This window comes from Bacteroidota bacterium (genome assembly GCA_005882315.1).
Lineage (GTDB): Bacteria > Bacteroidota > Bacteroidia > Chitinophagales > Chitinophagaceae > VBAR01.
The window spans coordinates 184395-208200 of sequence record VBAR01000002.1; the positions used below are offsets into that span (position 1 = coordinate 184395).

25 protein-coding genes and 1 tRNA gene are annotated in these 23806 nt (G+C 36.7%); 20 read left to right on the plus strand and 6 right to left on the minus strand.

Annotated features, from left to right (window positions below):
• Positions 1–161 precede the first annotated feature (161 nt).
• Complete coding sequence (locus E6H07_12040) at positions 162–1622, minus strand: T9SS type A sorting domain-containing protein (GenBank protein TMI63506.1); 1461 nt, start codon at positions 1620–1622, stop codon at positions 162–164.
• Between the two features lie 549 nt (positions 1623–2171).
• Between E6H07_12040 and E6H07_12045 the strand changes: the two genes are divergently transcribed.
• The 8 genes from E6H07_12045 to E6H07_12080 all read left to right on the plus strand — a co-directional run bounded on the left by E6H07_12045 (position 2172) and on the right by E6H07_12080 (position 9653).
• Positions 2172–2621: a CBS domain-containing protein gene (locus tag E6H07_12045; GenBank protein ID TMI63507.1), complete on the plus strand. Its 450-nt coding sequence runs from the start codon at positions 2172–2174 to the stop codon at positions 2619–2621.
• A 225-nt stretch (positions 2622–2846) separates the two neighbouring features.
• Positions 2847–3611, plus strand: a complete 765-nt coding sequence (gene kduD, locus E6H07_12050; protein ID TMI63508.1) for a 2-dehydro-3-deoxy-D-gluconate 5-dehydrogenase KduD — start codon at positions 2847–2849, stop codon at positions 3609–3611.
• Positions 3612–3665: 54 nt separating this feature from the next.
• Positions 3666–3959 carry a SelT/SelW/SelH family protein gene (locus tag E6H07_12055; GenBank protein TMI63509.1) on the plus strand — a complete coding sequence of 98 codons (294 nt, stop codon included), beginning with the start codon at positions 3666–3668 and terminating at the stop codon, positions 3957–3959.
• A gap of 126 nt (positions 3960–4085) precedes the next feature.
• Positions 4086–5420, plus strand: a complete 1335-nt coding sequence (locus tag E6H07_12060; protein ID TMI63510.1) for a neuraminidase — start codon at positions 4086–4088, stop codon at positions 5418–5420.
• Between the two features lie 10 nt (positions 5421–5430).
• Complete coding sequence (gene galK / locus E6H07_12065; GenBank protein TMI63511.1) at positions 5431–6594, plus strand: galactokinase; 1164 nt, start codon at positions 5431–5433, stop codon at positions 6592–6594.
• Between the two features lie 151 nt (positions 6595–6745).
• A complete protein-coding gene (locus E6H07_12070; GenBank protein TMI63512.1) occupies positions 6746–8149 on the plus strand; it encodes a sugar porter family MFS transporter in 1404 nt (467 codons plus the stop codon).
• A gap of 10 nt (positions 8150–8159) precedes the next feature.
• Entirely contained in the window at positions 8160–8657 is a 498-nt protein-coding gene (locus E6H07_12075) for a phosphoheptose isomerase (protein ID TMI63513.1), read from the plus strand.
• 243 nt (positions 8658–8900) lie between these two features.
• On the plus strand, positions 8901–9653 hold the full coding sequence (locus E6H07_12080) for a murein L,D-transpeptidase catalytic domain family protein (protein ID TMI63514.1): 753 nt from the start codon (positions 8901–8903) through the stop codon (positions 9651–9653).
• Positions 9654–9685: 32 nt separating this feature from the next.
• Here the strand turns inward: E6H07_12080 and E6H07_12085 are convergent.
• Positions 9686–9769, minus strand: a tRNA-Leu gene (locus E6H07_12085).
• 224 nt (positions 9770–9993) lie between these two features.
• Here E6H07_12085 and E6H07_12090 point away from each other — a divergent pair.
• Positions 9994–10932: a hypothetical protein gene (locus E6H07_12090; protein ID TMI63515.1), complete on the plus strand. Its 939-nt coding sequence runs from the start codon at positions 9994–9996 to the stop codon at positions 10930–10932.
• Between the two features lie 112 nt (positions 10933–11044).
• Here E6H07_12090 and E6H07_12095 read toward each other — a convergent pair whose 3' ends face one another.
• Positions 11045–11866, minus strand: coding sequence for a 2,3,4,5-tetrahydropyridine-2,6-dicarboxylate N-succinyltransferase (locus E6H07_12095; GenBank protein ID TMI63516.1), 822 nt, complete (start codon positions 11864–11866; stop codon positions 11045–11047).
• A 125-nt stretch (positions 11867–11991) separates the two neighbouring features.
• Here E6H07_12095 and E6H07_12100 point away from each other — a divergent pair, with 125 nt between their 5' ends.
• The 6 genes from E6H07_12100 (at position 11992) to E6H07_12125 (ending at position 17914) form a co-directional block, all read left to right on the plus strand.
• Complete coding sequence (locus E6H07_12100) at positions 11992–12891, plus strand: bile acid:sodium symporter family protein (GenBank protein ID TMI63517.1); 900 nt, start codon at positions 11992–11994, stop codon at positions 12889–12891.
• Positions 12892–12933: 42 nt separating this feature from the next.
• On the plus strand, positions 12934–14085 hold the full coding sequence (locus E6H07_12105) for a glycosyltransferase family 4 protein (protein ID TMI63518.1): 1152 nt from the start codon (positions 12934–12936) through the stop codon (positions 14083–14085).
• A 103-nt stretch (positions 14086–14188) separates the two neighbouring features.
• Positions 14189–15679 (plus strand): HD domain-containing protein, encoded by a 1491-nt coding sequence (locus E6H07_12110; GenBank protein TMI63519.1) that lies wholly within the window; start codon positions 14189–14191, stop codon positions 15677–15679.
• Between the two features lie 43 nt (positions 15680–15722).
• The gene (locus E6H07_12115; protein ID TMI63520.1) at positions 15723–16310 is read left to right on the plus strand and encodes a plasmid pRiA4b ORF-3 family protein; all 588 of its coding nucleotides are present in this window, start codon (positions 15723–15725) and stop codon (positions 16308–16310) included.
• A 13-nt stretch (positions 16311–16323) separates the two neighbouring features.
• Positions 16324–17226 carry a tRNA (adenosine(37)-N6)-dimethylallyltransferase MiaA gene (gene miaA / locus E6H07_12120; GenBank protein TMI63521.1) on the plus strand — a complete coding sequence of 301 codons (903 nt, stop codon included), beginning with the start codon at positions 16324–16326 and terminating at the stop codon, positions 17224–17226.
• 133 nt (positions 17227–17359) lie between these two features.
• Positions 17360–17914, plus strand: coding sequence for a hypothetical protein (locus E6H07_12125; GenBank protein ID TMI63522.1), 555 nt, complete (start codon positions 17360–17362; stop codon positions 17912–17914).
• 177 nt (positions 17915–18091) lie between these two features.
• Here E6H07_12125 and E6H07_12130 read toward each other — a convergent pair whose 3' ends face one another.
• The gene (locus E6H07_12130) at positions 18092–18787 is read right to left on the minus strand and encodes a hypothetical protein (GenBank protein TMI63523.1); all 696 of its coding nucleotides are present in this window, start codon (positions 18785–18787) and stop codon (positions 18092–18094) included.
• 134 nt (positions 18788–18921) lie between these two features.
• Positions 18922–19329 (minus strand): hypothetical protein, encoded by a 408-nt coding sequence (locus tag E6H07_12135; protein TMI63524.1) that lies wholly within the window; start codon positions 19327–19329, stop codon positions 18922–18924.
• 327 nt (positions 19330–19656) lie between these two features.
• Here E6H07_12135 and E6H07_12140 point away from each other — a divergent pair, with 327 nt between their 5' ends.
• A complete protein-coding gene (locus E6H07_12140; GenBank protein ID TMI63525.1) occupies positions 19657–20013 on the plus strand; it encodes a hypothetical protein in 357 nt (118 codons plus the stop codon).
• 99 nt (positions 20014–20112) lie between these two features.
• Here the strand turns inward: E6H07_12140 and E6H07_12145 are convergent, their stop codons facing one another.
• Positions 20113–20709, minus strand: coding sequence for a hypothetical protein (locus E6H07_12145; GenBank protein ID TMI63526.1), 597 nt, complete (start codon positions 20707–20709; stop codon positions 20113–20115).
• 142 nt (positions 20710–20851) lie between these two features.
• Here E6H07_12145 and E6H07_12150 point away from each other — a divergent pair, with 142 nt between their 5' ends.
• The 4 genes from E6H07_12150 (at position 20852) to E6H07_12165 (ending at position 23579) form a co-directional block, all read left to right on the plus strand.
• Entirely contained in the window at positions 20852–21262 is a 411-nt protein-coding gene (locus E6H07_12150; GenBank protein ID TMI63527.1) for a hypothetical protein, read from the plus strand.
• A gap of 113 nt (positions 21263–21375) precedes the next feature.
• Positions 21376–21894 carry a hypothetical protein gene (locus tag E6H07_12155; GenBank protein ID TMI63528.1) on the plus strand — a complete coding sequence of 173 codons (519 nt, stop codon included), beginning with the start codon at positions 21376–21378 and terminating at the stop codon, positions 21892–21894.
• Between the two features lie 363 nt (positions 21895–22257).
• Entirely contained in the window at positions 22258–22857 is a 600-nt protein-coding gene (locus E6H07_12160) for a hypothetical protein (protein TMI63529.1), read from the plus strand.
• A 230-nt stretch (positions 22858–23087) separates the two neighbouring features.
• A complete protein-coding gene (locus E6H07_12165) occupies positions 23088–23579 on the plus strand; it encodes a hypothetical protein (protein ID TMI63530.1) in 492 nt (163 codons plus the stop codon).
• Positions 23580–23806 lie beyond the last annotated feature (227 nt).

A 23806-nucleotide genomic window follows, 5' to 3' on the forward strand; every position in this document is an offset into this window, starting at 1 on the left:
CTGGCTAGTTACACTGTGATGCGTAAATGATATAACTGTTTAATAAAAAAGCACATTCATTAGTTAAATGAACATGCTTTTTCCCGCTTTGAATAACAAGAACAACCTGTACGGATCGATTAATCCTCTTGTTATGGATTAATATCTTGTTTAGTCATTTTTTAATATTGTGAAACGATTATCTTTTCTACTGTTTGATTCCCGGTCTGAGGCGTAATGATCCTGATCGTATACATACCCGTAACCAGGTTTTCTATTTTTAGAATATTATTGTTAAATCCTTTCCATTGCTTAATAACCTTACCATTTATATCTGTAAGAATAATATCCCGGGTCTGTTCTTTGTTTTCAAATAAAATACTTACACGACCATCAGTACTTGGGTTAGGGAAGACAATAGTTTTCTCTTTTTGTGCAAAGCCACGCACTGCCCTTATTTCACTTAGTTTTGTTTTTCCATCAATGTTTACTTGTTCAAGCCTGTACTGTGTAATACCAGCGCTTGAGTTTAAGTCATTAAAAGTATAGCTAAGAGTCGAGCTGCTATTGCCGTCCTGTGCAAGGCTATTAACAAAAGCAACAGTTTCCCATTTATTATTTCCCATATTCCTTTGGATGGAGAAGCCTGTGTTGCTTGCTTCAGTCGCAGTTTCCCACTTCAGCAGTACATTGCTTCTGCTTGTACGGGTTGTGGTAAATGAACTGAAACTTACAGGTAGGATAAGGACACTACAAAAGCTGCTAGGAAGCCGAAAAACTCTTGAAGCACCGGCTCCATCACCTGTCGTTTGTGTAACTATAATAAATATATCCTGATTAATATTTGCCCTGAGTATATCACCAGTGAAACTTATATTTCCACCAGCTAATATCGAAAATAAAGTATTGCCTCGCAATAAAGTATCGATAAGAGGTGTAAAATATCCATCACGGTTTACATCAGCAAATATCCTGTAGTATCCATCCAGAATATTGCCGGTGAGATTTGAAAGAGTACCTCCAAATCTGAGAGTGGAGCAATTAGCAAAACCAGTTGCAGTCAAAAAACCCGAAGAGTATCTTATTCCGCAATCAACACAATGTGCCCTCTGCGCATTGCTTGCCTGGCTTGACCATAGGTCGGCTACGATTACCATAGGCGTATTACAAGCAAAGGGTGTAGTGATCAAAACACCATACAAAGTGATATTGGCAGATCCGTCCGGTAATAAAACCCTCTTTAACGAATCCATTGAAGCCAATGGAACTGATGCATCAGGGGGATAGGTTGTCATTGCCGTTATAGCTGTGTCTTCATTATTTAAGCCTATATTAAATGAATTCCCAAGATCAGCAGCTTCCGGAGCCCGTATAGAGCCATTAATTGTAGACTGTCCATTCACACAGTGGAAATAATTCGGATAATCATTCTGCAACCAGACATGAATAAAAATAAATTTATTTCCATTGTTGTTTTCAATATTAAAGGTAACATCAAATTTGGCAGTACAGCTGGTGGGTGTTGAGGCAATCCCCCTTACATTTTGAACTACGATATTCGAAACTGTGCATTGTGCCTTTGTAATTTTTGTGCTCAATAAAAGAACACTGCTAAAAAGAAGAGTACGTAAAACTGTTTTCATAATTTTAAATTAACGGATAAAAAAAATAATTTTTCTTTTTCATGAGGGTATCGATTTTAATTTTGTTTTTCATTGAATATGGTTTTGGATATGGATAACTCTCCGTAGCTGAACAGTGGGGAAATTTTTTCCTGCTTTTTCCCACTGTCGTAGATATTTTGAAGCTGCCAATTCTCCCAATGCATTTACTTCGTCATATGCAGTATGTTCAATTGATAACAGGTCTCTTCATTTATAATAGCCTGTTATGTCTTCGTTTTCAAAATCAAGTAAAGCTTTCCCCGGTCGGCTCTCTTTTTTTTAAACAGCGATCATTGTTTACTCCTGAATTATAACTTGAGAAGGAATTATCCAATAAGCATACCAAACGAATAATTGAATTAAATCCGGGGATAGCAAGGAATACACAAGTAAAATTTAAAAATATACGGGGAATGATTTCCCTGTCATTGTTCTTTTTCTCCCCGTGGTGTTGAATTACAAAATAAATTTTATATCTGTTCAGTATTGCAGAGTCAAAATTATTGTACTTTTAAAAAAATCAAAACTATGCGTACGGTTCGTGATATACTTAACAGTAAAACAAAATCCTTAAATATCATTTCGCAGGAAGAAACAGTTTATAAGGCCTTGCAAATGCTCAATTCAGTTAATCTCAGTTACCTGGTGGTAATGGATAATGAGGAGTATAAAGGCATTATAAGTGAGAGGGATTACAGCCGCAAGGTAATTTTAAAAGGAAGACATAGCTCGGATACAAAAGTGAAAGACATTATGAGTGTGGATGTGCCTATGGTAAGTGTAAATGATACAGTCGAAAAATGTTTTCACCTGATTGATGATCATAAAACCCGTTACCTGCTGGCATTTGATGATAAACAATTTGCCGGTGTAATAACTATCAACGATCTGCTGAGACAGGTATTAGCTGCAAGGTCTGATGTATTTGACAGCGGAGATGTTTCCCGGTTGCTGGATAATGACGAAAAAATATTCTGACATGGCTTTAATAACCAATGATCGTTCTTATTTTCCCCTACCATATAATCAAAACCAGAAAAGGCTTGTTGTGCACTCCTCCGGTCCGGAAGACATGAATATAAATGAAGGTGCAGAATGGTTGAATGATGATGTTTTGTATTTTCGGGAATTCCGGTCAATTATTGGTTTTTCATGAAAAACCATGACAAGTCAATACTCTTTATTAAATAAACAACACAGGTAATGGAAACATTGAAACTTTTTGATCTATCAGGCAAGACAGCAGTTGTTACAGGCTGCGATACAGGGTTGGGTATGGGTATGGCTACCGCTTTGGCGGAAGCTGGTGCTGACATTGTAGGAGCATCAATTGTTGATGATTATTCAGCAGTAAAAAATGCAGTTGAATCAACGGGCAGAAAATTTACTTATCATAAAGTTGATATCTCGGATCGTGAAGCATTGTATGCATTTATCAATAAAGTAAAAGCTGATAATAAGAAAATTGATATACTCGTAAACAATGCAGGTATCATTATGCGTAAACCTGCTGCTGAACATCCGGATGAATATTGGGATAAAGTAATTGACATCAATCTCAACGCACAATTCATTTTAGGTCGTGAGTTTGGTAGTCATATGATAACAAATGGCGGCGGCAAAATTATTTTTACTTGTTCGTTGTTAAGTTTCCAGGGTGGCATCAATGTGCCGGGATATACAGCGAGTAAATCAGCTGTTGCAGGATTAGTAAGAGCATTTGGTAATGAGTGGGGCAGTAAAGGTGTTTGTGTAAATGGTATTGCTCCGGGTTATATTGCTACTAATAATACACAGGCTTTGCGTGAAGATCCTGAAAGAAGTCAATCAATCCTTGGCAGGATACCCGTAGGTCGCTGGGGTTTGCCGGATGATTTTAAAGGCCCGGTTGTATTTCTTGCATCATCCGCATCTGATTATGTAAACGGAACAGTATTGTTTGTTGATGGCGGCTGGATGGCGAGATGATTTCACATGTTATTCGAATTAATAAGAGTTAAATTTTAAATTCAATTGATAATTATGAAACCAACTATCACTATCGAATACTGTCCCAAATGCCATTGGTTATTGCGTGCAGCATATATGGCGCAGGAGTTTTTAACTACATTCGAAAATGAGTTAGATGCTGTTTCACTTAAACCCGGTTTAGTGAATGGTGATTTTCACATCAGCATTGATGGCAAAAAAATTTTTAACCGGAGAGAATATGGCGGCTTCCCTGAAATAAAAGAACTTAAGCAGTTAGTTCGGGATGCAGTTGCACCGGGTAAAAGCCTGGGCCACACAGATACAAAGCCTCATCATTCATTATAAATTAGTTTCAAGATTTATTAGAGTGGCCATAATAGTAATAATTTATACTGGTGGGTAAAAGACAAAGGTGCTGGATTTAGAAAAACATATAACTATTATAATGCTGAAATTAATTAAAGAGCATTTATGAGGACTAAAGCGGCAGCATTTCTTTTTTCCATAGTTATTTTAACTGACAATGCTTCTGCACAGAAAAATATTTTAAAAAATGTTACAGTTACAAATGTTGACAGCGGATGGGCTGGAAATTCAATCAACACAGTTGTATTCAGAAAAAACTCGCTAGTCACCTATGGCGATTTTCAATTCATAGGTTTTTATAACAAAGATGGGGATGTGATCTTGGGTAAACGAAAATCAGGAAATAAGAACTGGGAATTAATTAAAACAAATCATAAAGGCAATATTAAAGATGCTCACAATGATATCAGCATTATGATTGATGGTGCAGGTTACCTGCATATGGCCTGGAATCATCATACTAATCCACTCAACTATTCAATTAGCAAGCAGCCTTTATCATTGGAGATGTCTGATAAAATTCAAATGACAAGTTTGTTTGAAACCAGTGTTACATATCCAGAGTTTTATAAAATGCCCGATGGCGATCTGTTATTCCTCTACAGGGATGGAGCGTCCGGTAAGGGTAATCTTGTTATTAATAAGTATAGTATCAAATCAAAGCAATGGAGGCAGCTTCATAGTAATTTGATTGATGGAGAAAATAAAAGAAATGCTTATTGGCAGGCATGTGTTGATAATAAAGGTATCATTCATATTTCATGGGTTTGGAGGGAAAGTTCAGATGTAAGCAGTAATCATGATATGTGCTATGCCCGCTCAACGGATGGAGGTGTGACATGGGAAAGATCTACCAGTGAAAAATATTCGTTACCTATAACAGCAGCAACCGCAGAGTATGTTTGGAAAATTCCACAGAAAACTGAGTTGATCAATCAAACTTCGATGTGTACAGACGCTAACGGTAATCCGTATATCGCAAGTTACTGGAGAGAAGAGGACTCCGCAATTCCGCAGTATCATATTCTATTTAATAATAACAACAAGTGGAATATGCAGAGCCTGGATTTTAGAAAAACTCCATTTAGCTTAAGTGGCGGAGGTACAAAACGAATTCCAATTTCCCGGCCGCATGTAATTGTATGGAATGAAAATAAAAGGACATGTGTCGGTTTAATTTTTAAAGATGAAGAAAGAAACAACAAAGTTTCAGTTGCGATAAATGATAATGTGAACAGTAGTAAGAATTGGAAAATATTTGACTTAACATCAACATCGGTTGGTTCATGGGAGCCGACTTACGATACTGAGTTGTGGAAGAAGAAAAAGATACTCAACTTATTTGTTCAGAAAACGGAACAAACCGATGCAGAAGGCATATCAGGCCTGCAACCACAAATGATACAGGTAATTGAATGGAAACCTGGGATAAAGAATTAATTTTAATAGAATGATATCAATAGAAACCATTCTTACAGATTTTAAAGAAAAATTTCCTGATTCAGCATCTCCACTGATAGTTCGTTCACCGGGCAGAGTGAATATAATTGGTGAACATACTGATTACAACAATGGATTTGTTTTACCGGCTGCAATCGACAAAGCTGTTTACCTCGCAGTATCATTGCGTGACGATAACGAAATACATCTTTTTGCAAAAGATCTGAATGAGACTTTTTCCATTCAAATAGATGAATTGAAACCAATAGGTGATATCAGTTGGCCGAATTATATACTGGGTGCTGTGGCGCAGTTTGTAGAAAAGAGGATTGTGCCAAAAGGATTCAATGCAATGCTCACCAGCGACGTGCCAATAGGCGCAGGACTTTCATCATCTGCAGCTGTTGAGTGTGCTACAGTATTTGCTTTGGATCATTTGCTTCAAACAGGAATTCATAGAGTGAATATGGTGAAGATGGCACAAAAAGCAGAACATGAATATGCTGGTGTATTATGCGGGATCATGGACCAGTTTGCATCTATGATGGGGAAAAAAGAACATGTAATAAAACTAGATTGCCGTTCATTGGAATATGAGTATGTTCCTTTTAAACTGGATGGGATCAAAATACTTCTTTTAAATACGAATGTAAAACACTCACTTGCTTCTTCTGAATATAATACCCGTCGTAATGAATGCAGGCAGGCAGTGGCATGGATAAAGGAACATGAACCACAGGTAAACTCATTGAGGGATGTAACTGAAGCGATGCTTGACAAATATGTTTTACCAAAAGATAAACTGATCGACATGCGAAGCCGGTTTATTGTCCAGGAAATACAAAGACTGGAAACAGGGTGTAATGATCTTCGACAAGGGGATATTAAATTACTGGGAAAAAAAATGTTTGCTACACATGATGGCCTCAGTAAAATGTATGCAGTCAGTTGTAAAGAACTTGACTGGCTTGTTGATTGTGTAAGAGATAATGATGCAGTACTGGGTGCAAGAATGATGGGTGGCGGTTTTGGTGGCTGTACTATCAACCTCGTAAAAGAAGATATGATAGAAAAATTGGTAGCTGAAATTAAGCTGGCATATGAAAAGGAAATGAAGCTACCTCTTACTTATTATGTAGCATCTATTGAAAATGGTACAGAAATAATTTCCTGAAACGGTTTCGGGCATAAATTTTATTCCTCCAATAATTGTTAAACAGTACTGATTAGGTATCTTCCATTAATAAACTTGTGGTAAGACAAATTGTAAAAGTTCCCGGACAAATAGTTTTATCGATCAGAATTAACGAATTCAAATACGCCATATGCAAATACAATCAAACGATTTTGCTTCCAATGTATCGGTTAAAGGTTCAGGTAATCTTTTTGGTATTTCAATGATCGCTGCCCTTGCAGGTTTTATTTTCGGATTTGATACTGTTGTTATATCCGGAGCCAATCAACCCATTAAAGAACTCTGGCATACAACTGAAATTTCTCCCTGGTTTCATGGGTTCATTATTATGTCGATGGCATTGTGGGGAACGGTGGTAGGTGCCATATTTGGCGGGAAGCCTACCGATAAGTATGGAAGAAAAAAAGTACTCTTTTGGGTTGGGATATTTTTCAGCATATCTGCATTGGGTTCTGCCTTTGCACCCGATCCTTATAGTTTTTCATTCTTTCGCTTTATCGGCGGTCTGGGCATTGGTGTATCATCTGTTGCGGCGCCAGCTTATATTTCTGAAATTTCCACACCGAAAACAAGAGGTCGCCTGGTAGCAATGTACCAATTCAATATAGTGTTCGGAATATTGATAGCCTATCTTTCTAACTTTTTTCTGAAAGGAATGGGTGGTGTCAATGACTGGCGATGGATGCTCGGTGTGATGGCTATTCCTTCAATACTCTACACATTACTCATAATAAGTATTCCTGAAAGTCCACGCTGGATATTATCTAAAAGATCAGATGATGCCGGTGCAAAGAAAATTTTTCAGCGATTGGGTGTTTTAAATGCCGATGAAGTAATACAAAATATTAAGACAAGCATTCAACATGAATCAGCTGCAGGAGGAGGTTCAGGATTTTTCAACCGTAAATACAATGTTATTATCTGGCTGGCTTTTATGGTCGCATTTTTTAATCAATGGTCTGGTATCAATTTTATTTTATACTATGCACCGGAAATTTTAGAAAGGGCAGGACTAGCTTCAATTGATTCTTTAAAAAATTCAATCTATATCGGAGGCACCAACCTTCTCTTTACTTTTGTTGGACTTTACCTGATTGACAGGTTGGGAAGAAAGACATTGCTTATTATTGGCTCAATTGGTTATATCATAAGTCTTGCGTTGGTTGCTTATGCTTTTAAAACAGGAACAAATCCTGAGTTTCTACTCTTTTTCCTTTTATTATTTATTGCTTCACATGCTGTTGGGCAGGGCGCAGTTATCTGGGTTTTTATTTCTGAAATTTTTCCTAATAAAATAAGAGGAAAGGGACAATCATTCGGTGCCAGTATACACTGGATATTTGCAGCTATCATAACACTTATTACACCGGTTTTCCTGGATAAACAAACAGGTATCTATAAAGATAATCCATGGCGTATTTTTGCGTTTCTTGCATTTATGATGTTATTGCAATTAATTTGGGTATTGACAAAAGTGCCGGAAACAAAAGGGGTATCGCTTGAAGAATTAGAAAAAAAATTGGTAAAAGAATAGAGCAAAAATTATGAATGATAAATCAAAAATATTTTCACAGATCGAAGAGCATCTGCAGCAATTAGGATTTACGATCATTGATAGAGATTATGATCGTCCATGGGGTGGCTTTATTGTGATAGATGAATCACAAGCACAGGATTTTGCAGCACATTTTTTTAATGATGTGGATTTTCAGTCCTTAACGATCACAAATAAACTCAGTCCCAAAATCCTGATGGTGGCGCCGGGTAAGAAACTAAGCTGGCAATATCATAACCGCAGGGCTGAAATATGGAGTTGTATAGAAGGCCCGGTTGGCGTAATGACAAGTGACACAGATATTGAGAGTGTAAGACATATTCTGGAACCCGGTTATATAATCCGCCTTCGGCAGGGCGAACGCCACCGGCTGATGGGATTAGAAGATTGGGGCATAGTAGCAGAGATTTGGCAGCATACAGATGCAAATAATCCAAGTGATGAGAATGATATTATAAGACTACAGGATGATTTTGGAAGAAAATAATTATAATGTTTAAACTGTTCTCCCTTAACCCACTACCGCATAGTTTTTCTTTCTTGAATATTTTATTGAAGTTCTGTCAATGATCTAATAAAGTTTTGCCAATGACTTTATTTGTTGGAAATACTTCTCAGAATATCTCATATTGAGTATTTTTTTTGACAATTAAAGGAAATTAAGATACAATTCATGCAAGCTAGACGTTAGTAAAGCGTCTAATACTTGGTAAAATTTAAAATCAGCAGCATGCAAAAAAGAAAAGTTAAAAGTCTTTATTTATTTATTTCTTCTTTAGTCATAGGCCTGTTCTCTTTCCCCTTTGCTTTTGCCAAAACAGTAGAAAAAAGATCAAAGCAGTTATTAAGTGCAACAGCTGACTCTGCTAACTATTTCGCTTCTCTAAAACCCACAGTGATATCTGTTTATGATAGTTTACACCTTAATATTTCGGGAATAAACAGAAAAGTATTTGAAATGGCCGAAAAAGGGTATGAAAAAATTATTGAAGAAGGTCGCCTTTTAAATGACAGTATTGTTTCAATCATTGATTTCAGTCTGCCCAGTTCTGCGAAAAGATTATATATAGTTGATTTGAAAAACTTTGAGATACTTTTTAATACTTATGTAGCACACGGCCGGAATTCGGGGAAAGAATTTGCCAAGTCATTTTCAAATAGCGAATCTTCTTTTAAAAGTAGCCCGGGCTTTTATATAACTGGAAATATGTACACGGGAAAACACGGAAAATCATTAAAGCTTGAAGGTTTAGAAAAAGGAATAAATGATAATGCAGAAAAAAGGGCTGTAGTTATTCATGGAGCTGATTATGTAAACGAATCGCTGATCCATTCACAAGGTTATATCGGTAGAAGCCAGGGCTGCCCGGCTGTTTCACCTAAAGAAAGCAACCAGATCATCAATACTATAAAAGAAGGAACTTGTCTTTTTATCTATTCTCCTGAAGAATCTTACCAGTCAAAATCTGTTTATCTGAATTAAAAAAGCAACCCAGACTTGGATTGCTTTTTAAGTGCCCAGAACTGGATTCGAACCAGCACATCCTTTCGGACGCTGCCACCTGAAGGCAGTGCGTCTACCAATTTCGCCATCTGGGCAATTTTTCAAACATATAAGAACTTCCCGGTGTCTACCTCCCGATAGCTATCGGGATTCGCCATCTGGGCTTTGATTGCGGGGGGCAAATATAAGACTTGGCAGTTAATTATTGCCCGTGAACACCCTTTAGATTTTTCCCAATAACCAATTTTTGCCATTCATACATTAGATTTTTTTTCGGCTTCTTACTGTCGTAGATTCAGGATACCTAAAACCTCTTATTATGAGACATTCAGTATTAGCCATATGCCTGGCATTGATTGTTCAGGTAGGTCAATCCCAGCTTACTTTCACACCACGTATTGGTTTTGAAAATGCACAGACCTGTGTAAGTATTAATGATGGAAACTTTATCTCACCCTTATCCAATCAGTTTACACCGCAAGCAGGGGCCAGGTTCGATTATAAGTTCAAAAAAGGAGGACATGGGGTGTTTGCCGGAATTTCAACAAGCAATACTGCAGTTGCTTTTAGTTTTACAAACCCTGAGCAAAGCCTCACCAATAATTTCTCATCCCGTTCTTCTACACAAGTTCGTCTTGAAGGAGGCTACCAGTTTAATACAAAACCGATTTTATTTAAATCAAACTCGAATAAAAGTAAACCTGCCCAGCAACGTAAAACTGGTTGCAGTAAAGGAGAAAGCAATATGAAACACGGATGCGGCAGTTATTCACGAAGCTCATCTCATTGCGGAAAATCAAATACCAGTTCAGCTAAACAAAAATCATCTAAACAACCAATGCAGATGCGTTTACAACCACAGTTAGGTATGGCATATATTCCATCTGTTGAAAATGATTTTGATGTAAAAACAGAAGCAACTCAGTCAGTCTATACCTATTATGCAGGCAACTGGAATACTGCGGTCATTGGTGGAATGGGTTTTGAATTTGCGAAAGGAAAAAACAAACTCTTCCAGGTAAATGTTCAATACTTAAAAGGAATTGGCAATCTCGGCAACACGACACTTACAACACATGATGGAAGTAAATCTGTTGAAACTAAATTTTCTTCCCGTGCTTCTTCCTGGAGCCTGAATTTTGGAGTGCCTATTTCATTTGCAAAAAAACCATCTTCAAATAAAAAACAAACGAATTGCCAGCAACAGAGAACACATTGCGAGCAGAAAACACAGTACAGGTGCAGAGTGAAAATTTAAAAATGATTTAATACAAAAGCAAAAGCCTCTTGTCAATAAGCAGAGGCTTTTGCTTTTGTGAAACTGTGATCTGCTATCTAGCATCTAATATCACAATATCCTAATATCTCAATCAAACACTCACGTTAAAATCTCTTAACGCATCATTCAAACTTGTTTTCAGATCTGTACTTGGCTTGCGTTTACCAATGATCAATGCGCAACCAACACCATATTCACCGGCAGGAAATTTTTTAGTATATGAACCGGGAATGACAACGCTACGTGCAGGTACACGACCTTTCATTTCTACAGGTTCATTTCCACTTACGTCTATAATTTTTGTTGATTGAGTTAATACAACATTCGCACCCAGCACAGCTTCTTTCTCAACGATCACACCTTCCACAACGATACAACGGCTTCCGATAAAACAACCATCTTCAACAATTACTGGTGAGGCTTGCAATGGCTCTAACACACCGCCAATGCCAACACCGCCACTTAAGTGAACGCCTTTACCGATCTGTGCACAACTACCAACAGTTGCCCATGTATCCACCATTGTGCCTTCATCTACATAAGCACCAATATTTACATACGATGGCATCAACACCACATTCTTTGCCAGGTAAGCTCCATATCTCGCTACTGCATGTGGTACGGCACGAACACCTAGCTCTTTATAATTTTTCTTCAACAACATCTTATCATAAAACTCAAAGGGTGCTACATCCCAGGTCTGCATTTGCTGAATGCCGAAATAAAGCAGTATTGCCTGCTTCACCCATTCATTCACTTGCCACCCATCCGTCGGAACCGAAGGGGCTGACGGGTACGCTACCCGCAATCTTCCTTTATCTACTTCTTCAATTACAGCTCTTATGGCATCAGTATACTTTGTATCTTTTAATAACTCACGGTTACCCCATGCTTCAAGGATCAATTCTTTCATTCGGTTTTAAAATTTGATGCGAAAATAAAAGTTATTGTTATACCAATTCAGTATTTTTAGATATACCATCCTTTTACCCTCTGTTGCTATGAACTCCCCCTGGAAACGAAATCAACTACATAATTATGGAGTCATCAGCATTATTAACCATTTTACTGCAAACCGCATTGGGTATTATAATGTTTGGGTTGGGATTGTCGCTGTCAGTTACAGATTTTTCACGGGTACTTGTTTATCGCAAATCGGTCCTTCTTGGTTTGGTTTGCCAAATGCTTTTCTTGCCGGCAGTTTGTTTTGGTATTGCAATAATATTTAACCTTACCCCGGAAATAGCTGTAGGATTAGTTTTGATATCGGCTTCGCCGGGTGGTGTCACTTCCAATTTTTTTACACTTCTCGCCAAAGGGGATGTTGTGCTGAGTATTACCCTTACAGCCGTTGCAAGCCTGCTTTGCATTCTCACATTGCCGATCATCGTTAATCTTTCTATGCAGTATTTTATGGAAGAAAGCAGGTATATCCCTCTCCGGTTTTCAGAAGTGCTGCAAATTTTTGCGATCATCCTGTTCCCTGTTGCGATTGGCATGTTCTTGCTTAAAAAAAATAATTCATTGGCCACGAAATTGCAAAAGCCGGTTAAAATATTTTCAATTGTATTTCTTGTTGTGATCATTTTGATGCAGGTAATTAAAGAAAGGGAAAACATTGGATCGTTCTGGCGACAAACCGGAATGGCTGTATTGTGTTTTAATGTTATCTCCATAATAGCAGGCTTCATTATTCCCCGGCTTATTAAAATTCCAATTCAACAATCTATTGCAATAAGTATGGGAGCCTGTATCCGAAATGGTGCATTGGCGATCACTATTGCCCTGAGCCCTTCTTTATTAAACAATAGTACCATGTCTATTCCTGCAGCTCTCGATTCACTGATCATGTATTTTACGGCGACATTGTTTGTTTACATCATCTCAAAAAGGCTGAAGCGAAAAACAATCGACACGGGTATTTTAAAAACCAGTTAATTCTCTACCATCGTTCACCAAATTATCCGCACATTTGCAAACATGAATATTGGTTTCGATGCAAAACGGGCATATCACAATCAAACAGGGCTGGGGCATTATAGCCGCACACTGATCCATTCATTGGCGGAATATTACCCTGAACATCAATATTATTTATTCAATCCCAAACCTTCCTCGCTTTTTTCTTTCGGTGAAAAAAATATACAGGAAGTGCAACCGTCTTCTTTTTTGCATAAAACTTTTTCATCTGCATGGCGCAGCAGCTGGGTAAAAAAAGATCTGCAAAAATTAAAAATTGATCTTTACCACGGCCTCAGTCATGAGATACCAATGGATATTCATCAAACACAAATAAGATCCGTTGTTACGATTCACGACCTGGTGCATGAACGTCATCCTGAACAGTACAGCAAGATAGATGTGGAGATCTACCGGAAAAAATTTCGCCATGCCTGCAAATATGCTGATCATGTGATTGCTATCAGCGAGCAAACAAAACGAGACATCATTGATTTTTATAAAACACCGGAAGAAAAGATAACCGTCTGCTACCAGAGTTGTAATCCTGCTTTTTCACAAACAGTAAGTGAAGAAGAAAAAGCAAGAATAAAAAAGCTTTACAATCTTCCTGAACAATTCTTTCTCTATGTCGGTTCGATCATTGAAAGAAAGAACCTGCTGAATATTTGCAAGGCAGTATTTCAATTGAAGAATGATCTCAATATTCCGTTGGTAGTTATCGGTAATGGCAAAGAGTATAAACAAAAGGTGAAAGAATACATTTCACAAAACGGATTGGAAAGAGATATCATCTTTCTTTCAGAATCGGCCTCAGCGAAATCTTCATCATCATTTCAATCTGCAGCCGATTTTCCCGCTATCTATCAATCTGCAATTGCTATGATCTATCCTTCCTTCTTTGAAGGTTTTGGAATACCGGTACTTGAAGCTTTATGTAGCCGCCTGCCTGTAATTACTTCCAATATTTCATGCTTGCCCGAAGCGGGAGGTGATGCTGCTTATTATGTGAATCCTGCCAATGCAGATGAAATTGCTGAAGGAATGAAAAGGATCTTTACTGATAGATCATTAGCAGCCACAATGAAAGAAAAAGGCTGGCAGCATGCACAAAATTTTACTCAACAAAAATGTGCAACAGCAGTAATGGGAGTTTATCAAAAATTGTTTTAGGCCACAGAGGGCCACAGAGTTTTTGGAGTACCACAGAGCATCTCTGCGGCTCTCTTTATTTCTCAGTGGTTCTCTGTGGCCATTAATTTATCTTTGTCGCTTTATGGAAATCAACTGTACAGAAAGGGAATTATTCATTTTAAAAAAGATTGCTCACAGCGCTGGGGAACTGGGATTGCCATGTTATTTAATAGGTGGTTTTGTAAGAGATAAGATCATCGGAAGGCAAACAAAAGATGCTGATATCGTTTGTGTGGGTGATGCAATTGAACTGGCAAATCGTGTTGCGAAACATTTTAATCCTATGCCGCAAGTAAACTTTTTTAAAACCTACGGCACTGCTCATATCAAATTAGATTTCTCAAAACATAGTGACTCTTCGAAAGCCCCCTCTCCCCTTGGAGAGGGGGTTGGGGGTGAGGCCGAGGCTTTCGATATTGAATTCGTCGGTGCCCGTAAAGAAAGTTATGCCTATCATTCCCGCAACCCGGAAGTAAAACCCGGCACATTGGAAGATGACCAGCTTCGCCGTGACTTTACCATTAATGCATTGGCAATAAGTTTGAATAAGGATGATTATGGAAAACTCGTTGATCCCTTTGATGGAATAAATGATCTGAATAATAAGATCATCCGTACGCCATTAGATCCTGCGCAAACTTTTATTGATGACCCGCTGCGGATGATGCGTGCAATCCGGTTTGCATCACAACTCGGTTTTACGATCGAAGAAAAAACATGGCAGGGTATAAAAGACAATGTGGAAAGGATAAAGATCATTACACAGGAGAGGATCACAGATGAACTGAATAAAATTGTTTTAAGCAAGAAACCATCTGTTGGTTTTGATCTGTTATATCAATCTGGCCTGTTGCATATTATTTTTTACCAGATGGTTGATCTCGCAGGTGCAGAGTATAAAGATGGCATGGGGCATAAGGATAATTTTTATCATACACTGCAGGTGCTTGATAATATTTCAACAAAAACGGATGATCTCTGGCTGCGCTGGGCTGCTATATTGCATGATATCGGCAAACCTGCAACAAAAAAATTTGAAGAAGGACATGGCTGGACGTTTCATGGGCATGAAGTAGTAGGAGCGAGGATGGTTCCAAAGATCTTTACCAAACTCAAATTGCCACTGAATGAAAAAATGCGGTTGGTGCGTAAACTGGTTGAGTTGCATTTGCGTCCTATCAGTTTAACAAAAGAAGAAATTACTGACTCGGCTATCCGCCGGTTGTTGTTTGATGCAGGAGATGATTTTGATATGCTGATGTTATTATGCGAAGCAGATATTACATCAAAGAATAAATGGAAAGTTAAAAAATACCTTGAAAATTTCGGTGCTGTACGCCAACGTTGCCAGGAAGTGGAAGAAAAAGATCATGTACGTAACTGGCAACCGCCGATCACAGGTGAAATTATTATGGAAACATTCGGCATCAGCCCTTCTAAACCAGTTGGTGATATCAAGAATGCGATCAAAGATGCAATACTTGATGGCATCGTTCCCAACAATTATGATGCTGCATTTGAATATATGATTTTATTAGCAAAAGAAAAAGGCCTTATACCTGTAAAACAGTAATCCATTTTTTATTTAATCTGAACTAAACATGTAAATTTGTTGAATGGCAATTTTGAAATTCAGAGTGTATATGCAAGAAGATGAGAGTGTCTATCGCGACATTGCGATCCGTCATTCACAAAAATTCATCGATCTGCACGAAGCGATATTAAGGGCTTATGATTTTGATAGTAAGCATAAAGCTACTTTCTTCCGCAGCAATGATCACTGGCAGCAGGGCAGGGAGATCTCACTGGAGGTATATGAAGGTGAACATAAGGCGCCGCCATTGCTGATGGGTGAAACAGCGATCGGTACGGAAATACGTGATACCAACCAGAAATTTGTTTACAAATACGATTTCAATAAGAACTGGATGTTCCTGGTGGAACTGATCAATGTATCTAAAGAAGAAAATCCTAAACTTTCTTACCCGGCTACGGTTCGTACTGAAGGAATTGCTCCCAGCCAGTATGGAACGAAGAGTTTGTTAGGTGATAAATTTGCTGATGTAGAAGAAAAATATGACCTCACACAGGTTGCAGATGGGTTTGTAGCAAAAGATGAAACAGGTGAGGATGTAAGTTTAGGTGAAGAAATGGGTAGTGAAGAAGGATCTGAAGAAGGCTCTGAAGGTACTGCCGAAGCGTAACACACCGCATTCAATGATTTCTCCCGATCAAAAGACGGTTATAATAATTGCAGGCCCGACAGCAGTTGGTAAAACTTCTGTTGCCATTCAACTCGCCAAACATTTTAATACTGAAATTATTTCTGCTGATAGCCGCCAGTGTTATAAAGAAATGAATATTGGTGTTGCACGGCCATCGTTGCAAGAAGGAGCCGAAGTTCCTCATCATTTTATTGCTTCTCATACCATTCATGAAAAAGTAGATGCAGTTATTTTTGAAAAATATGCGTTGACTCAACTCGATGAATTATTTAAAACGCATGATGTAGTGATTATGGTTGGCGGAACCGGTTTATACATCAAAGCATTTTGTGAAGGAATGGATGAAATGCCTGAAGTGCCGGAAACAATAAGGCAAACAATAATTGAAAACTATGAATTGAAAGGAATTGAATGGCTGCAGGAAGAACTAAAAGAGAAAGACCCGGAGTTTTATACAAAAGGCGAAATAAAAAACCCGCAACGGATGATGCGGGCACTGGAAATAAAACAAGCTACAGGCAGATCAATACTGGAATTGCGGAAAGGAGAGAAGGCTACCCGTGATTTTAATATTATAAAATTGGGGATTGAATTACCGAAAGAAGAACTGCACCGGAATATTCATACAAGGGTTGACCAGATGATAAGTGCCGGTTTAGTAGATGAAGTAAGATCGTTAGTTCAGTTTAAACAGTTGAATGCTTTACAGACAGTTGGGTATTCAGAAATATTTGAATATCTCGATGGTGTTATTTCATTGGAGAAAGCAATTGAAAATATTAAAACAAATACAAGACAATATGCTAAAAGGCAGATGACTTGGTTTAAGAAGGATAAGGAGATGAAATGGTTTCATCCAGCTGATATTATTAATTTTGATAGCCGCCTATGGTGAAGACTCCGGGTGGACTGAAAAGGGAAAATTTAAAAAAAATGTTTTCTATTAGGGCCGAAAACTTTCGCATATTTTTGAGATCTGCGTCACTTTAAACAGACATTAGTTTTCAAAATTTACATACCGACAAATTATGGTAGACACAGAACGTAGAAAAAAACTTGCATTTCATTTGCGACAGTTATCAGTTGGACTGATTACGAATGACGACTTTGAAAGTAATCTTATGGACGATGTAACCAATGGTTGGTTGCCCGAACAATTTTACAGAGCAAAAGAAGCAAAGTTTGACGACCCAATAATTCAGCCAATGCTTTTACTATGTTGGGGTTTGTATGACGACACAAGGCAACACAAATTAAAAGGGTCTGACAAACTATCAGACGAAAGTTTAAAAATTATTGCCCGTTGCATTTTGTTCTTACATTCAGACCAAGAATATGAGTGGCCATATTTTGACACAAATAATCCTTTACTGAAATTTTCATTCAAGGAAGTAGTTATTAACATATTGACACTAGGACAGTATTATAGGAACAAAAGAAAAGAACATCATCAAGCATATTTAGAATTTCAAAAGCTTGGCAATTTTGACATTTGGCCTTTTCTTAAAGTTGAAGATTACAATGAGCAACTTAAAAGACAACCATTTCTAAATGGACAACAAAATAAGTTTGCTATTGCTTAATTCTTGTGTTCTTTTGGGATCTTGCCCTGAAATTTTCAATTTGCGTCCGCCGGCGTCTTCGCCATAATTATCTTCAAACATAAAGTGTTTGTCGGCAAAACTCAGGTACTTAAAGTTAAATAGATATCTTTTTAACTAGCCGGGCTCATCACAAGTTTTATTAAATTTGATAGCCGCCTATGGTGAAGACCCCGGGCGGACTGAACAATTCAATATCGTATTGATTTTACTGATGCTGGATAAAGTCCCAAATAAATAATATTCAGATTGATCTATAATACTACTTCTAAACTTAGTAATAATAATGTCGTCGTAATTAAATCCTTTCCCAAATGGTGCAATGTACTTTTTTAAATCATTCTCAATGTCTATCTTGTTTATTCTACATGTGCCTTGCTTTTTCCATTCATTATTTACATATAAATAAAATTCAATTTGAGTATTATGCATTGAATCTGTGTAAAGAATAAAATTTCTTATTCGAACAGTTGATCCCGATTCGTTAGACTCAATGATGTAAAAATCTTTCTCTTTTGCATCATCTCTTGAAAATACAATTTGCAAAAACTTATATCGTAATGAATTTACATTTATGTCCTCTATACCTTCAATGCCCCAATAACCATTTATCGTTAACAATCTATTAGCATATGATTTCATTTTTGTAGTATCAGACGATTGCAGCTGTCTATTTAATGAAGCAAAAGTTGCTTTATTCCAATTAACAAAAATTGAATCCAGATTATCTTTTTGGATAAAACTGGAATTCATATTGCTAACAAATCCCATAACCAATAATGGTATAAAAAATATTTTATTCACAAGTGTTTTTTCCATTCGCCAGCGGTCTTCGACAAAATTATCTTCAAACATAAAGTATTTGGCGGCAAAACTCAGGTACTTAAAGTTAAATAGATATCTTTTTAACTAGCCGGTCTCACCACAAGTTTTATTAAATTTGATAGCCGCCTATGGCGAAGACCTCGGCTGGCTGAAAGGATGCTAATTTAATTACAATAACGACTTTTCATAATATAAAAAAGACCTCCCTCCGTTGAATTAATCAAATAATTCCATTTGATTAAGGTTTCAAAAATCTGGCCTAAATAATCCATTGGTACATCGTCTTTGAGATAGCCGTTATTATCAAAATATCTGTTCACAAAATTTTTCTCACCTTGTTTTTCCGATTTACTAACCTTACGATTATACTTGACTTCTGAAAACCAGTGAGAGCTATCATTTAGGGCTAAAACATATTTATCATTAACAATTTTGGAAATTAGAGTTGCATCAAGAACTTCATTCTTGTACTTTAAGTCTTTGATAAAATCAACATTGCTTACTATAGCGTTAAATACCCTTTCATTTTTTTTGGCCTTGACTATAAAATAGTATTCTCTTTCAGACTTCAAATTGAATACTTCACTATAATAGCGTTCTTTGCATGTGTCATTTGGAAATAGAAAAAATAGACTCAACAAGTAGGTCATGATTTTTTAAATATTTTCTAGTTTTTCGTCTATTGAGAACTTGGCAATAATTATTTTCAAACATAAAGCATTTGTCGGCAAAACTCAGGTACTTAAAGTTAAATAGATATCTTTTTAAATGCCCTGTCTCACCACAAGTTTTATTAAATTTGATAGCCTCCTGTGGTAAAGACCCCAGACGGACTAAATTTATAAGCAAAGAATATGAAATATTTGTTTCTTGTACTGTACTGTTATCTGGCTACCTCTATGAAAGGTCAAGAAACAAATTTAGACTGTGGGCTGCTGCAAGCTGCAGTTAAAACTAATATTTTTCAAGATCGCTTTAATATCTGCAAAGACACAGAAGATGTCTTTATTCTTGATACAACTAGATCTTTTGCGACTTGCTTATTAGAAGATATCTGTAATAATCACTTATTCGTGTATTACGATAAACTAGATAATACAAAGAAGGATAGAATTGAAATTTACAGGATTGATAGGAAGAAAGATCTTTTTACTTTGTTTTTCCATCGGTTATCGACTGGGGCCGTTTTGATATTAAAGCTTAAATATGTAAGAAAGAAGGCTAAATTGATAGACTATAAAGTTGGAGCATTCTAAAGTAATAAACAACCTCGTTGCTCGTATCTCACCACAAAGTTTTATTAAATTTGATATCCGCCGATAGTGAAGATCTGGACGGACTGAGATATATTAACCTTAGTCATGGAAATAAATACCTCTTTTCTTTGCCTCATTAAATAACCAAGAGGATAGCATAGAAGTATCTGTAGTTTCTAGTGCTTTCCTGAATAGAGAGTCAGTTATTTGGTTATCCTTTTTTACAAAGCTAGGGTCATCAAAATGATCTAAAATTACATTGCCTGTAAGAGGAATAGCAGCACTATTGATATACAATAAACCATAATAATTCAAATTCTCAGACAAATGGGAATAATTATATCCTTCTTTGTGAAGACTTAGTCTTACCTCTAAAGAATCATTATTTCTTATAATTAAAGTATCAATTAATACATTGCAACTAATAGGTTGAAAACTATAAGTTTCTTGCCCTTTCTTAAATAATGCAAGGCCATTATATGAATATGCATAGTAAAACCATTTGATACTATCGATACGCTGTGGATTTACAGAATTAGCTTCTAGAATAACTTTAGTTTCAGAATTATTATTGCATCCTATTAAAAAAGTTATTAATAATAAGAATAATATTTTTTCCCTCATTTTATTTCTCAGGGTTTTTACTTGGATTTTTTTTCGTCCGGCCGGGTCTTCCCCATAATTATCTTCAAACATAAAGTATTTGGTTGGCAAAAATCAGGTACTTAAAGTTAAATAGATATCTTTTTAACTACCCGGGCTCACCACAAGTTTTAGTAAATTTGATAACCGCCTATGGTGAAGACCCCGGGCGGATTGAAAAAACTGTACGTAGATAATGAAAAATTATTTTTTTAAACTTTTATGTGTAAGCAGTTTGCTTCTGTTGATTAATTTCAATTCTCAAGATAAACAAATAACAAGAGCTGTTGTTTACAAAGTTGATAAAGGAAAAGAGCGGTTTATCGGCGTTACAGAAACGAATATAAAAAAAAATAGTACTGCCAATTTTGTTGAAATAAAAGATAGCTTTTGTTTAAGAGGGATTGAGAAGAGAATAAAATTACTTAAGGAAGTAAAAGGAGATCATATGATGAGAAGTATTTATATGCTATGCGAAATTGTTTATAAAGATGGTTCTCGACAATCAATTTCATTTGAAGAAGCAAGTTTAGGGAATATAAAAATGGGGAATAAGATATATTCTAATTCTCCAACCCTGGAATCTTGGATTTTATTTTGTAAGTAAGAAGATAAAGGTCTCGATCTCCTTTCTTCCTCAAAAATAGACGCTGGCGTGCAAGGTTCAATGATTGTGTGGAAGTGGCAATTTTCTGAGTCTCACCACAAGTTTTATTAAATTTGATAGCCGCCTATGGCGAAGATCCTGGCGGACTGAAACATAGTTTTATGAAATATTGTTTAATTACTTTGCTATTATCCCTATTTCTTGAAGAATCTATATTTTCCCAAGGTCAAGAGGTTGGTCTAATGAATACTATTACTTTTAAATTTGAAAAAGGCGACTCAACAAAAAAGTTTTCTCATAAAGGCAAGGAAAATATTTCGACAATTTATATTAAACAAGAAAAGACATTTGAATATTTTTATTCAAGTACAGGGTTACTTCAAAAGTATTCAATTGGTAGGGTTTATCAACTTGGGCACGATACGTTAATGTTTGTGAGTGACACTTCAATGTTCGGAGCTAATGCAAGCGACTTAATAAAAAAGAATAAGCATCTTAATCAATATTTTTTTCAAGAGTTTGATCGGGTGAAGTTTTTTTGTTCAAGTAAAGAATTGTTACTACTCACACCTGTACCTGATCTAAATTCCAGGAGAAGTGTGATTAAAGTAATAGATTTAAAACAAAACTAGGGCTAAATAATTTCTCCCGTTCACCCGGGTCTTCGACAAAATTATCTTCAAACATAAAGTATTTGTCGGCAAAACTCATGTGCTTAAAGTTAAATAGGTATCTTTTTAACTGCCCGGTCTCACCACAAGTTTTATTAAATTTGATAGCCGTCTTTGGTGAAGACCCCCGGCGGACTGAAAACTCTTCAATTCTAAGTATGATTGTGGCAGACGTAACTCTATTCGGCTTTTGTTCTTAACTTCATCATCAGTAATTTTATTGGGCTTCAGTTGCGGGCTGGACGTTATAAATTCCAGCACAGCAGCAAGCCCTAGACGTTAGCGACAATTGTTATGTGACCAGTCCTTTAATTTAAACCCTCAATGGCTAGACTTTTCATTCTTCTTGTTACTGTAATTTGCTTTGAGTTTTCAAATGCTCAATTAAAACCATTTCCAGGAGCTCCAAAACCATTAACAGAAAAGCAGGAAGAATTAGAAGAAAAAAATCGTAGCTGCGTACATCGTGACAAATTTTCTCAGCAACAGCGATTAAAGTTGTACCCTTTCAATAAAGCCGCACAAGTTCAAATCGTTTCCTTTGACAAACCTGATACTCTCATTGAAGGCAAACTTCCAATGAAAAACAAAAAGGTTGACTATTCACAACTCAAGGAAATTAAGACTCTTGAAAAAGCGGAAATAGACTCGCTTACTGACATACTTTACAATAATGGGTACCGAGGAGAATTTCATATGGAAATGGAAAGCCTGTGTTACAACCCAAGAAATGCGATTTTATTTGCTGACTCCACCGGTAAGGCATTTGCTTTTATTGAACTCTGTTTCGAATGCCAAGGATATAAGACAAGTTCATCAGCAGTAAAAACCGGTGACTTTTGTGATCAGAAGTACAAGCTAATTCAAACATTTTTTTCTAAGCATGGAATCGAATTTGGGACAAAGGAAAATGCCGATGAGTGATAAAAAATTTGTCCGCTCCGGGTCTTCGGCATAATTATATCAAACATAAAGTATTTGGCGGCAAAACTCAGGTACTTAAAGTTAAATAGATATCTTTTTATTCCCCGGGGCTCACCACAAGTTTTATTAAATTTGATAGCCGCCTATGGTGAAGATGCGGGCGGACAAAAGTCCTGAACGTAGCCACAATTAAATCGCCAATTTAGACGTTCTTCCAAAAAATCTTGACAGTGAGAATAATTCTATCAGTTTCACTTGTATTCATTTGTTTTGCGGTATCTGCACAAACATTTTCGACAACACTTGTTGATAGCGTCACAAGTTCCATTGACAAAGACACTTCTTTGAGTGCAAAAACGATAACGCTTGACACTTTATATTCATATTATGGAGCAATGATAAAAACAGAAGATACTTTCGTTGTATACCTTGATCCTTCATCAAATCAGGTTTATAAAATTGTTTGGAATAATGAAGGTGCCTTCTATACTTATGTTACTATTTACTATTATAAAGGCTTTGCGATTAAAGGAATAGTCAGAGCAAAATACAGACGTACTGACACAAATCCAGAGTTTGAAACCCATTCAGTTTTTTACTATCACAACGATAAAGTGGTAAAAGAAATAGAAGTTAACGGACATGAATACCGAGCAAATGGTTTTTGGTATCTGAGCACAGTTGCGGACATGATTAAATTAGCGGGACTTAAATTGAATTAAACAAGCGGCTAACATAGGCTTAAGAGCAATTGATTGAATTTACTTCCTTCCTCCCGGCGTCTTCGCCATAATTATCTTCAAGCATAAAGTATTTGTCGGCAAAACTCGGGTACTTAAAGTTAAATAGATATCTTTTTAACTAGCCTGTCTCACCACAAGTTTTATTAAATTTGATAGCCGCCTATGGTGAAGACCTCGGGTGGACTGAATTATGTTCACCCAGGAAG

Bases quoted from the DNA above. Each gene is read 5' to 3' on its own strand.
- E6H07_12060 (TMI63510.1), top strand. From the start codon at position 4,086: ATGAGGACTAAAGCGGCAGCATTTCTTTTTTCCATAGTTATTTTAACT.
- E6H07_12040 (TMI63506.1), bottom strand. From the start codon at position 1,622: ATGAAAACAGTTTTACGTACTCTTCTTTTTAGCAGTGTTCTTTTATTG.
- E6H07_12070 (TMI63512.1), top strand. From the start codon at position 6,746: ATGCAAATACAATCAAACGATTTTGCTTCCAATGTATCGGTTAAAGGT.
- miaA (TMI63521.1), top strand. From the start codon at position 16,324: ATGATTTCTCCCGATCAAAAGACGGTTATAATAATTGCAGGCCCGACA.
- E6H07_12130 (TMI63523.1), bottom strand. From the start codon at position 18,787: ATGTTTGAAGATAATTTTGTCGAAGACCGCTGGCGAATGGAAAAAACA.
- E6H07_12110 (TMI63519.1), top strand. From the start codon at position 14,189: ATGGAAATCAACTGTACAGAAAGGGAATTATTCATTTTAAAAAAGATT.
- E6H07_12140 (TMI63525.1), top strand. From the start codon at position 19,657: ATGAAAGGTCAAGAAACAAATTTAGACTGTGGGCTGCTGCAAGCTGCA.
- E6H07_12125 (TMI63522.1), top strand. From the start codon at position 17,360: ATGGTAGACACAGAACGTAGAAAAAAACTTGCATTTCATTTGCGACAG.
- E6H07_12055 (TMI63509.1), top strand. From the start codon at position 3,666: ATGAAACCAACTATCACTATCGAATACTGTCCCAAATGCCATTGGTTA.
- E6H07_12095 (TMI63516.1), bottom strand. From the start codon at position 11,866: ATGAAAGAATTGATCCTTGAAGCATGGGGTAACCGTGAGTTATTAAAA.
- E6H07_12100 (TMI63517.1), top strand. From the start codon at position 11,992: ATGGAGTCATCAGCATTATTAACCATTTTACTGCAAACCGCATTGGGT.
- E6H07_12075 (TMI63513.1), top strand. From the start codon at position 8,160: ATGAATGATAAATCAAAAATATTTTCACAGATCGAAGAGCATCTGCAG.
- galK (TMI63511.1), top strand. From the start codon at position 5,431: ATGATATCAATAGAAACCATTCTTACAGATTTTAAAGAAAAATTTCCT.
- kduD (TMI63508.1), top strand. From the start codon at position 2,847: ATGGAAACATTGAAACTTTTTGATCTATCAGGCAAGACAGCAGTTGTT.
- E6H07_12090 (TMI63515.1), top strand. From the start codon at position 9,994: ATGAGACATTCAGTATTAGCCATATGCCTGGCATTGATTGTTCAGGTA.
- E6H07_12115 (TMI63520.1), top strand. From the start codon at position 15,723: ATGGCAATTTTGAAATTCAGAGTGTATATGCAAGAAGATGAGAGTGTC.
- E6H07_12045 (TMI63507.1), top strand. From the start codon at position 2,172: ATGCGTACGGTTCGTGATATACTTAACAGTAAAACAAAATCCTTAAAT.
- E6H07_12080 (TMI63514.1), top strand. From the start codon at position 8,901: ATGCAAAAAAGAAAAGTTAAAAGTCTTTATTTATTTATTTCTTCTTTA.
- E6H07_12150 (TMI63527.1), top strand. From the start codon at position 20,852: ATGAAAAATTATTTTTTTAAACTTTTATGTGTAAGCAGTTTGCTTCTG.
- E6H07_12145 (TMI63526.1), bottom strand. From the start codon at position 20,709: ATGTTTGAAGATAATTATGGGGAAGACCCGGCCGGACGAAAAAAAATC.
- E6H07_12160 (TMI63529.1), top strand. From the start codon at position 22,258: ATGGCTAGACTTTTCATTCTTCTTGTTACTGTAATTTGCTTTGAGTTT.
- E6H07_12105 (TMI63518.1), top strand. From the start codon at position 12,934: ATGAATATTGGTTTCGATGCAAAACGGGCATATCACAATCAAACAGGG.